General features: G+C 72.9%; 7 protein-coding genes. 4 read left to right on the plus strand and 3 right to left on the minus strand.

The genetic code is table 11. The features are described from left to right. Nucleotides 1-116: 116 nt before the first annotated feature. Nucleotides 117-1,277: an NADH-quinone oxidoreductase subunit D gene (locus tag AWZ10_RS11420; RefSeq protein WP_037702885.1), complete on the minus strand. Its 1,161-nt coding sequence runs from the start codon at nucleotides 1,275-1,277 to the stop codon at nucleotides 117-119. A 31-nt stretch (nucleotides 1,278-1,308) separates the two neighbouring features. Between AWZ10_RS11420 and AWZ10_RS11425 the strand changes: the two genes are divergently transcribed. Both AWZ10_RS11425 and AWZ10_RS11430 read left to right on the plus strand, forming a co-directional pair. Continuing rightward, on the plus strand, nucleotides 1,309-1,815 hold the full coding sequence (locus tag AWZ10_RS11425; protein WP_046705112.1) for a PH domain-containing protein: 507 nt from the start codon (nucleotides 1,309-1,311) through the stop codon (nucleotides 1,813-1,815). Nucleotides 1,816-1,946: 131 nt separating this feature from the next. After that, nucleotides 1,947-3,281 carry a PH domain-containing protein gene (locus AWZ10_RS11430; RefSeq protein WP_060891006.1) on the plus strand — a complete coding sequence of 445 codons (1,335 nt, stop codon included), beginning with the start codon at nucleotides 1,947-1,949 and terminating at the stop codon, nucleotides 3,279-3,281. A gap of 180 nt (nucleotides 3,282-3,461) precedes the next feature. Here AWZ10_RS11430 and AWZ10_RS50085 read toward each other — a convergent pair whose 3' ends face one another. Beyond that, on the minus strand, nucleotides 3,462-5,618 hold the full coding sequence (locus tag AWZ10_RS50085; protein ID WP_244172461.1) for a hypothetical protein: 2,157 nt from the start codon (nucleotides 5,616-5,618) through the stop codon (nucleotides 3,462-3,464). A 294-nt stretch (nucleotides 5,619-5,912) separates the two neighbouring features. After that, entirely contained in the window at nucleotides 5,913-7,037 is a 1,125-nt protein-coding gene (locus tag AWZ10_RS11440) for an alpha/beta hydrolase (RefSeq protein WP_046707626.1), read from the minus strand. A gap of 193 nt (nucleotides 7,038-7,230) precedes the next feature. Here AWZ10_RS11440 and AWZ10_RS11445 point away from each other — a divergent pair, with 193 nt between their 5' ends. Beyond that, nucleotides 7,231-9,087, plus strand: coding sequence for a phosphatidylglycerol lysyltransferase domain-containing protein (locus AWZ10_RS11445; RefSeq protein WP_046707627.1), 1,857 nt, complete (start codon nucleotides 7,231-7,233; stop codon nucleotides 9,085-9,087). A 144-nt stretch (nucleotides 9,088-9,231) separates the two neighbouring features. Next, a partial coding sequence (gene folP, locus AWZ10_RS11450) for a dihydropteroate synthase (RefSeq protein ID WP_060891008.1) occupies nucleotides 9,232-9,977 on the plus strand: 746 nt, incomplete at its 3' end.

Here is a 9,977-nt window from a genome sequence, read left to right on the forward strand (position 1 = left end):
CGATGCCGCCGAGGTGACCGCGCCGGGCGGGCTGGGCGACTTCGGATGGCTGGTCCAGCCGGTCGGCGTCCCGGACCCGCTCGGCGACCGCGGCTGACACCGCCGGGCGGCGGTCCCTACTTGTCGATGTCCCCCACCACGAAGAACAGCGACCCCAGGATCGCCACCATGTCGGCCACCAGGGTTCCCGGCAGCAGTTCGGTGAGGGCCTGGATGTTGTTGTACGAGGCGGAGCGGAGCTTCAGGCGGTACGGGGTCTTCTCGCCCTTGCTGACGAGGTAGTAGCCGTTGATGCCGAGGGGGTTCTCGGTCCAGGCGTAGGTGTGACCCTCGGGGGCCTTGAGGACCTTGGGGAGGCGCTGGTTGATCGGGCCGGGCGGGAGGTCGGCGAGGCGGTCGAGGCAGGCGTCGGCGAGGGCGAGGGCGTTGTGGGTCTGCTCCAGCAGGCACTCGAAGCGGGCGAGGCAGTCGCCCTCGTCACGGGTGACGACCTTCAGGACGTCCTGGAGGTCGCCGTACGCGAGGTACGGCTCGTCGCGCCGCAGGTCGAAGTCGACGCCCGAGGCGCGGGCGATCGGGCCGCTGACGCCGTACGCGTGCACGGCCTCCGGGGAGAGGACGCCCACGTCCCGGGTACGGCCCCGGAAGATCTCGTTGCCGAGGACCAGGTCGTCGAAGACGCCCATGCGGGAGCGGACGTCCGCGACCGCCGTCCGCGCGCGTGAGGTCCAGCCCGCCGGGAGGTCCTCCTTGAGGCCTCCGACGCGGTTGAACATGTAGTGCATGCGCCCGCCGGAGATCTCCTCCATGACGTTCTGGAGCTCCTCGCGCTCCCGGAAGGCATAGAAGACCGGGGTGATACCGCCCAGCTCCAGCGGGTACGAGCCGAGGAACATCAGGTGGTTCAGGACCCGGTTCAGCTCGGCGAGGAGCGTGCGCATCCAGACCGCGCGCTCGGGGACCTCCATGCCGAGCATGCGTTCGACGCCGAGGACGACGCCGAGCTCGTTGGAGAAGGCGGAGAGCCAGTCGTGGCGGTTGGCGAGCATGATGATCTGGCGATAGTCGCGCGCCTCGAAGAGCTTCTCCGCGCCCCGGTGCATATAGCCGATGACCGGTTCGGCGTGCCGGATGCGCTCTCCGTCGAGGACGAGCCGCAGCCGCAGCACACCATGGGTGGACGGATGCTGCGGGCCGATGTTGAGCACCATGTCCGTGCTCTCGGCGGCACCGCCGATACCGACCGTCGTCTCTCGGGTCTCCGTCGGGGGAGTCATGAACACAGTCTGTCGTACGTACGCTGACGGGATGGAGACGGGGACCTTGGAGGACGGCGCCGAGCGCGCGGAGGGTGAACCGGTCTGGACGGGACTGCCGCCCGGACTGTTGCGGATGAGACGGTTGTTGCTGGTGGTGTGGCTGGGGCCGATAACCGTCGGTACGGCCGTGCTGCTGGGCTGGCTGGCGGGCATGGCCTGGGCGGCGTTCGCGCTGCTGCCGCTGGGCCTGCTGCTGTGGGGCTGGCCGATGCTGGGCCGCAACTGGCGGTCCTGGCGGTATGCCGAGCGGGCGGACGACCTGCTGATCAGCCGGGGTGTGCTCTGGCGTGAGGAGACCGTGGTGCCGTACGGGCGCATGCAGCTGGTCGAGGTGACCTCCGGGCCCGTGGAGCGCCACTTCAACCTGGCGAGCGTGCAGCTCCACACGGCCGCGGCCGCCACGGACGCGCGCATCCCGGGCCTCGACCCGGCCGAGGCCGAACGCCTCCGCGACCACCTCACCCAACTGGGCGAGGCCCGATCGGCAGGGCTGTGAGGGTGGCCCAGGACGCGGACGACGCGGTACGGGCGGAGCGGCCGGAGGATGGTGCCGAGCGCGAGCCGGACCCCGTGGCGGTGAACGGGCCGGGTGAAGCGCCCGAGGCCGGGGACAGGCCTCGCGAGGCGGTGGAGGCAGGGGCCGGGGACGAAGGCAGGGCGGGCGGGAAGCCGGTCGTCGAGCAGCGGCTGCATCCGGTGACGCCGTTGCGGCGGGCCTGGGCGCCGGTGGCGGTGCTGATCGGGTGGGCCGTGCACGATCCGGACGGGGCCCAGCGCAACCTGATGCGGCTCGACACGACGACCCTGCTGATCGGGCTCGGGGTGTTCATCCCGGCCGCCGCCCTCTACGGCTTCCTGACCTGGTGGTTCACCCACTTCGCCGTGACCGACAGCGAACTGCGCATCCGTACCGGCCTGTTGTTCCGCCGCACCGCCCACATCCGCCTCGAACGCATTCAGGCCATCGACGTCACCCGCCCGCTGCTGGCCCGGATCGCGGGCGTCGCCAAACTCAGACTCGACGTCGTCGGCACCGACAAGAAGGACGAGCTGGCCTACCTCGGCGAGGCGCACGCCGGTGCCCTGCGGGCCGAACTCCTCGCCCGCGCCGCCGGTTTCGCGCCGGAGACCGCGCACGAGGTCGGCGAGGCGCCCGTACGGGAGCTGCTGAAGGTCCCGGCGGGGGCGCTGGCCGTGTCCCTCGTCCTGACCGGCGCCACCTGGGCATCCCTGGTGGCCGCGGTCGTCGTGCCGTCCGTGCTGTGGTTCGCCACGGAGAGTGTGTGGACCGTCCTCGCGTCCGCGCTGCCGCTCCTCGGCGCGGCCGGGGCGAGCAGTGTCGGACGGTTCGTCGGAGAGTACGACTGGACGGTCGGCGACTCCCCCGACGGGCTCCGCATCGACCACGGGCTCCTCGACCGGGCCCACGAGACGGTCCCGCCCGGCCGCGTGCAGACCGTACGCATCGTCGAACCGCTGCTGTGGCGGCGCCGCGGGTGGGTCCGGGTCGAGCTGGACGTGGCCGGCTCCTCGAACTCCGTCCTGGTGCCGGTCGCGCCGCGCGAGGTGGCCGAGGCCGTGATAGCGCGGGTGCTGCCGGGGGTGAGCGTGCCGGACGCGGCGGCGCTCGTACGGCCGCCCGGCCGGGCACGGTGGTGCCTGCCGATGTGGTGGCGGGGGTACGGGCTGGCCGTCGGCGACACGGTGTTCGCGGCGCGGCACGGGCTGCTGCGGCGCCGGCTCGACCTCGTGCCGCACGCGAAGGTGCAGAGCGTACGGCTGTCGCAGGGGCCCTGGGAGCGGTACAAGGGGCTCGCCGACGTCCACGTCGACACCGGCGCCAACAAGACCGTGACCGCGCGGTTGCGGGACGCGGGTGAGGCGGCGGAGCTGTTGCGGGCGCAGGCGGAACGGTCGCGGACGGGGCGGCGGGAGGCTCTGCCGGATCGGTGGATGGGGTAGCGCCGGGCGCGGGCGACGGTCGTGCGTGGGGCGCCCCGTGGCTCCGGCTGGGCGGGGGTGGGTTCACACGCACCGGCGCTTGCCGGGTGCCTGCGCGCCCTCTGCCCCATCGCCCCGGCGGCACGATGGCCCGCGGCCGGGTACAGGTGGGCGCTGGCGGTGGGCCAGGGCGCCCGGCGGCTAGGACGCTGCCGTGCGCAGGCCCTGTACGTCGATCTGTTCTGTTTCGTCGTGGGCCGTGAGGTCGATGACCTGGCCGATGCCACGGGTCGCCTCGTCGGCGAGCTTGAACTGGGCCTCGGACTCGGCCTTGTGGAGCGCGAGGGCCTCCTGGCCGACCACGTCGGCGAGGTCCTCGTTCTGCATCGCCTCCAGGGCGTCCGCACCGTTCTGCGTACCGAAGAAGTCGAACCCGCCCTCGACGGCCGCCCGCCGCTGCGGCGCGGCCGGAACCACGGCCACGGCGGTGGGCACCGTGAAGTGACCGGCCGGCGGAAGGGCGGGCAGCATCGGCGGAGCGGCCGGCTCCGCCTGCTGCACGTGCCCGACTCGCCCCGACGGCTCCACCCGCGTCAGCTCACCCGCACCCGTCGACAGCGCCGGAGCGGAAACCACGGGTACGGGCGAGGCGGCCGCGCGCTCATGCCCGCGGACCGCCACGGACTTCCCCGCGGCCCCGTCCTCCTCGGCGGTGAGCACCGGAACCGGCTCCTCCGCCGCCTGCGCGGAACGTCCCTGCCGGGTGCCCCCGTCGGTCGGCCCGTCCGGGTCGCCCTTGGGGGAAGGGCCCTTGGGGGAGCCCTCCTTCGGCGCCTGCCCCTTGGCGGGCTCGGCCGGGGCGGGCTCGTCGCCCGTCGCGTCGCCCGTCGCGTCGCCCTTCGCGTCGCCCTTCGCGTCGCCCGTCGCGTCGCCCGCCTCCTCGGTCTGTACGTCGGCGGAGTCGGCAACGGCGTGGCCGGCGGACTCGGCCCTGACCTCGGAGGCGTTCTCTCCTTCGGTACCGGGGCCTTCGGACTCGACACCGGCCTCCGCGGCGGCATCGGCCTCCGCGGCGTCGCCACGAGCGTCCGCCTCGGCACCGGCCTCGGGCTCGGGCTCGGGCTCGGGCTCGGGCTCGGGCTCGGGCTCGGGCTCGGGCTCGGACCCGGGCTCGGGCTCGAACCCGGGCGCGGGCTCGAACCCGGGCGCGGTAGCGGTGGCGGACACGGTCTCCGTCTCGGATCCAGCCTCGGACCCGCCCGCAGTCACGGACTCGCCGCCGACCTCAACCGCAGGCGCGGCCCCATCCTCAGCCACAGCAACAGCCTCGGTGTCGGTGTCGGTGTCGGTGTCGACCACTCCGTCGGCGTCGGCCTCAGCAGCACCCTCGCTCGCGGCCCCGATCCCGGCCTGGGCCTCGGCCCCTGCCTCGACCCCGGTCCCGACCCCGGCTTCCGTCTCGGCCTCCGCGTCGCCCGAACCCTTCACCGAGCCCCGCTGGGTGATGATCCGGTCCAACGCCGAGTTCGCGCGCAGGAAGAGCGCGGAACCGGACGGCGAGAACACCGCGGGGCCCGACTCCTTCGCCCCGGAGCCGTCCCCGTCCACGTCGGCCCCGGCCTCCGCTTCGGCGCCGTCGTCGACACCACCCTCGGCAGCGACAGCGGCATCCGCACCCGCTTCGGCCGAGGGAGCCACAGCCCTGCCCTTCGGTGCCTGAGCCGACCTCGCCGCCGTCGCCGCGGCCTTGGAGGCCGTCTCCCACGAAGCCCAGGGCGCCCCCGCCGCCGGAACCCCCTGCGGCGGCACCGGGGAAGCCTGAACCGCCGTGGTGGCCTCGTCGCCCTCGCCCGAGTCCTCGCCCGCACCGGCCGCCGGCAGCTCCGGCGCCTCCTCCGGAGCGATCGCCTCGATCTCCAGCAGGCGGCGGCCCTCAAGGGCACTGGCCCGCTCGGTCTCGGCGGTGGCGTAGCGGCGCAGCAGCGCGGCGTGCTCGTTGCGGAGGCCCGCGAGTTCGGTGCGCTTGGCGCGAAGCTTGTGCTCCAGCTTGGTGCGCAGCTCGCGCGACTCGTCGAGGTCGGTCTCCAGTTCGGCGGCCTTCTCCTCGTGACGCCACTCGTCGCTCGCCCGCGCGCGCGTGAGGTCGGCGACGCGCTTGCCCGCCTCGACGTCCCAACGGCGCATGACCGCCGCGCCCACGGCTGCGGTCGCCGCCGCGACGGCGGCGGTGACCCGCAGCACCGACGGCTCGGAGAACAGCCAGGGCCCGAGGGCGCAGACGAGCGAAACGCCTGCGATCGCCGTGGGGGGCAGCAGCCTGTGCAGAGGCGGTGAATGGCGGTGACGTCCACGTGGCATGGCCAGAAACTTACCGCGCGTAGGCGAATGATGGAGCCCCGGGCCGTAAAAACTCAGCCGTCCCTCTCAGCTCTCACAAGCCCTCACAAGCTCCCTCACCGCCGGTGCACCAATGCGCTCACCGGCGACTCCTCTACTGGATCAACCCGAGGGAATCCAGATACGCCTTGGCCACATCTGCCTCATTCCCCCGGCCGGGGAATTCCTCGGAATGCCGACCCGCGCCGACTCCAGCCGCCATACCCCTCAGCGGCCGCCCCGAGCCACCCCTCAGCGGCCGCCCCGAGCCGCCCTTCAGCGGTCGCTCAACCGCCCGCTGATCCACTGCAGGGTCGCCGGGATCTCCCGCCGCCACGTGTTGAAGTTGTGCCCGCCACTGTCGAGGATGATCGACGAGATCCGCGTCGGCTGCTTCTTCTTCACCTGCTCGATGAACTTCAGCGTGGCCTTGTAGTTGGCCTCTCCCTGTTTGCTGCTGGTGACCAGCAGAGAGGTGTCCGGCGCCGGTCGGTGCTTCAGATACCAGAAGAGGTCCGCCTCGTTCCGCAGCGTCTTGTTCCCCTGGAAGAGATCACCGGTGGTCGCGTCGGCAGGCGCCTTGTAGTACGGCGAGAGACCCGCACCTGCGGCATACACCCGAGGGTGGTGCATGGCGAGTTTCAGTGCGCAGTAGCCGCCGGTCGAGTCGCCGATGATCCCCCAACTCCCGGGCTTCTTCCCGACCCTGTAGTGGTGGCCGACCGCGTCCGGCAGGTCCTCGGCGAAGAACGACTCGGCCCGCGGTCCGCCGGGGACGTCCACGCACTCGGTGTCGCGCGGCGGCGCCACGGTGGGCCGCAGCATGACCAGGATCATCGGCTGCGCCTTGCCGTCGCGGGCCAGCCTGTGGGCCGTCTGCGGAAAGTGGAGGCCCTTGACGAGCGCCTCGGCGGTGCCCGGGTAGCCGGTGAGGACGACGGCGGCGGGGAAGGTCCGGGTGCGGTACTCGGGCCGGAAGTACTCCGGCGGCAGATACACGTACGCCGGACTCGCGATCCGGGTCGTACGGCCGACGATCTCGACCTTCTGGATCTGGCCGCCGACCTGGGGGCGGGCGCCCCCGGACACGTTCACCTGCTGGGTGTCGACGACCCGCAACGGCCCGCCGGTGTCGGCGCCGTCGTGGTCGACGACCACACCCTGGCCGTTCTCCCGGCCGAAGAGGTCGGCCCAGCTGGCGTAGAACCCGAAGGCCTGGTTCGCGACGAGGCCGACCGAGGCGAAGAGGGCGACCTGCGTGGCCAGCAGGACGGCGATCCGGCCGCCGACCGCCCGCCAGCCGCGGCGTGCCAGCCGCGGCCACAGCCCCACCGTGCCGACGAACAGCAGCACGGCGGACAGAACCGCCAGCACCAGCACCTTGTTGCTCGTAAGACCCATCGGGTTGTCCCCCGCCGCCCTTTCTTTGCTTGTCTTTCCTTGTCCTTTGGTTCAGCTTTCCGGTGGAGAGTGAACCTCCCTCGCCAAGGCACCGTCCTAGAGGGCGCAATGTCGCCGGATGCCGGAAAAGGCGCCGGATCCAAGCTCACTCGCGGAACAACGGGATGCGATGTCTGTCAGGACAGATGGTGAAATGTCGGGCGGGGTTCCGGTCCGGTCGGACCGGCTCCCGACGAGCGCCGTCGGGCGCGGATACGGCGCCGTGCGCGGCGCACTGCGCGGGCCGCGCCCCGAGGCCGTGCCCGCCCTGGTCGCCAGGGCCTGCATGCTCGTCGGGCTCGTGGACGTCGCCGCGGGCGTGTTCCCTCGCTTCCGGAACAGCCGTATGCACACGCTGGCCGAGGTGCTCCCGGGCGCACTCGGCCCGTTCGCGGCGGCCCTCTCACTGAGCGCGGGCGTCCTGCTGCTCCTGCTCGCCCACGGCCTGCGCCGCCGAAAACGGCGGGCCTGGCGCGCGGCCGTGATCCTGCTGCCGGCCGGGGCGATCGCCCAGTTCACCTACCGTCACTCGCTCGTCGGTGTCCTCGTCTCGCTCGCGCTGCTCATTCCGCTGCTGCGCCACCGCGACGAGTTCCGCGCCCTGCCCGACCCGACCAGCCGCTGGCGGGCGCTCGCCAACTTCGTGCTGATGGGCGCCGGTTCGCTGCTCCTCGGCCTGCTCGTCGTCAGCGCCCATCCCGGGCGTATGGTCGGCGACCCCAGCCTCGCCGACCGGCTCGAACACGTCATCTACGGCCTGTTCGGCTTCGAGGGCCCGGTCGACTACGCCGGCAACACGTCCTGGACGGTGGCCTTCTCGCTCGGCGCCCTCGGTCTGCTGACCGCCATCACCACCATCTACCTGGCCTTCCGCCCCGAACACCCGGCGGCCCGCCTCACGGACGACGACGAGGCACGGCTGCGCGCCCTGCTGGACAGGCACGGCGGCCGCGACTCCCTCGGCCACTTCGCGCTCCGCCGCGACAAGGCGGTCGTCTTCTCCCCGAGCGGCAAGGCGGCGGTCACCTACCGCGTCGTCTCCGGTGTGATGCTGGCCAGCGGCGACCCGATCGGCGACGTCGAGGCCTGGCCCGGCGCGATCGAGCGCTTCATGGACGAGGCGAAGGCCCACTCCTGGACCCCGGCCGTCATGGGCTGCTCGGAGACGGGCGCCGAGGTATGGACCCGCGAGACCGGCCTCGACGCCCTGGAACTGGGCGACGAGGCGGTGGTGGACGTCGCGGATTTCTCCCTCGCCGGACGCGCGATGCGCAACGTGCGTCAAATGGTGAAGCGCATCGAGCGGCTCGGTTACGAGACCCGGGTCCGGCGCGTCCGTGACCTCGGTGAGGCGGAGCTGGACCGGATCCGCCGCGCCGCCGAGGACTGGCGCGGCACCGACACCGAGCGCGGCTTCTCCATGGCGCTCGGCCGCGTCGGCGACCCGGCCGACGGGGACTGCCTCATCGCCACCGCCCACAAGGCCGACGAGGTCCCGGGGGCGTACGGCGACCTGAAGGCCGTACTCCACTTCGTGCCCTGGGGCCCCGACGGCGCCTCCCTGGACCTGATGCGCCGCGACCGCGCGGCGGACCCCGGCATGAACGAACTCCTCATCGTCGCGGCCCTCCAGGCGGCCCCCCGCCTGGGCGTCAGGCAGGTCTCCCTGAACTTCGCGATGTTCCGCGCGGCCCTGGCGCGCGGCGAGAAGATCGGCGCGGGACCGGTACTGCGCGCCTGGCGCGGACTGCTGGTCTTCCTCTCCCGCTGGTTCCAGATCGAGTCGCTGTACAAGTTCAACGCGAAGTTCCGCCCGCGATGGGAACCGCGCTTCGTCGTCTACGCCACCTCCCGCGACCTGCCCCGCATCGGCTTCGCCGCGATGCAGGCCGAGGGCTTCGTCAACCTCGCCCTGCCCCGCCTCCTGAGGCGCCGTGCCAAGGCCCCGGCGCCGTGCGCCCATCGGGCGGCGGAGCGAAGCATGACCGAACAGGACGTGCGCGCGGCCTAGGAGGCTCATGAAGATCTCGGAGAGGGCCTGCCCGAGCACGCCGCCACCGCTGGGAGCCGGCCTGGGCGAGGCCCCGGCCGCCCTCGCGCCCCGGGGCTCCGGCTCGGGTGATGGCCCGCGGCGCCGGGGGCCTAGGCTTGACGCATGAGCAAGCAGAACCGGCGCGGTCAGGTGGCCGGAATGCCCGTGTGGGATCGTTGCGCGGTCATGGGGGTCGTCAATGTCACCCCGGACTCCTTCTCCGACGGCGGCCGCTGGTTCGACACCACGGCGGCGGTCAAGCACGGCCTGGACATGGTCGGGGAGGGCGCGGACCTGGTGGACGTGGGCGGTGAGTCGACCCGCCCCGGCGCCGCCCGCGTCGACGAGGCGGAGGAGCTCAAGCGTGTCATCCCCGTCGTGCGGGGACTGGCCTCCGAGGGGGTGACCGTCTCCGTGGACACGATGCGCGCCGCCGTCGCCGAGCAGGCCCTCGCCGCCGGTGCCGCCCTCGTCAACGACGTCAGCGGCGGCCTCGCCGACCCCGCGATGATCCCGGTGGTCGCCGACGCGGGCGCCCCCTTCGTGGTGATGCACTGGCGGGGCTTCCTGGAGGGCGGCAACGTCAAGGGCGTCTACGAGGACGTCGTCGCCGAGGTGACGGACGAGCTGCACGCGCGCGTGGAGGCCGTCCTGGAGGGCGGTGTCGCCGCGGACCGCGTCGTCGTCGACCCGGGCCTCGGTTTCTCCAAGGACGCCGAGCACGACCTCACCCTCCTCGCCCACCTCGACCGACTGCACGGCCTCGGCCACCCCCTGCTGGTCGCCGCCTCCCGCAAGCGGTTCCTCGGCCGGGTCCTGGCGGGGCCGGAGGGCGCCCCGCCGCCCGCACGCGAACGGGACGCCGCGAC

Origin of the sequence: Streptomyces europaeiscabiei (assembly GCF_001550375.1) — a bacterium.
GTDB classification, from domain to species: domain Bacteria; phylum Actinomycetota; class Actinomycetes; order Streptomycetales; family Streptomycetaceae; genus Streptomyces; species Streptomyces europaeiscabiei.

Excerpts from the sequence above, each read along its gene's own strand:
- AWZ10_RS11420 (WP_037702885.1), bottom strand. The coding sequence starts at position 1,277 with ATGACTCCCCCGACGGAGACCCGAGAGACGACGGTCGGTATCGGCGGT.
- AWZ10_RS11425 (WP_046705112.1), top strand. The coding sequence starts at position 1,309 with ATGGAGACGGGGACCTTGGAGGACGGCGCCGAGCGCGCGGAGGGTGAA.
- AWZ10_RS50085 (WP_244172461.1), bottom strand. The coding sequence starts at position 5,618 with ATGCCACGTGGACGTCACCGCCATTCACCGCCTCTGCACAGGCTGCTG.
- AWZ10_RS11440 (WP_046707626.1), bottom strand. The coding sequence starts at position 7,037 with ATGGGTCTTACGAGCAACAAGGTGCTGGTGCTGGCGGTTCTGTCCGCC.
- AWZ10_RS11445 (WP_046707627.1), top strand. The coding sequence starts at position 7,231 with ATGTCGGGCGGGGTTCCGGTCCGGTCGGACCGGCTCCCGACGAGCGCC.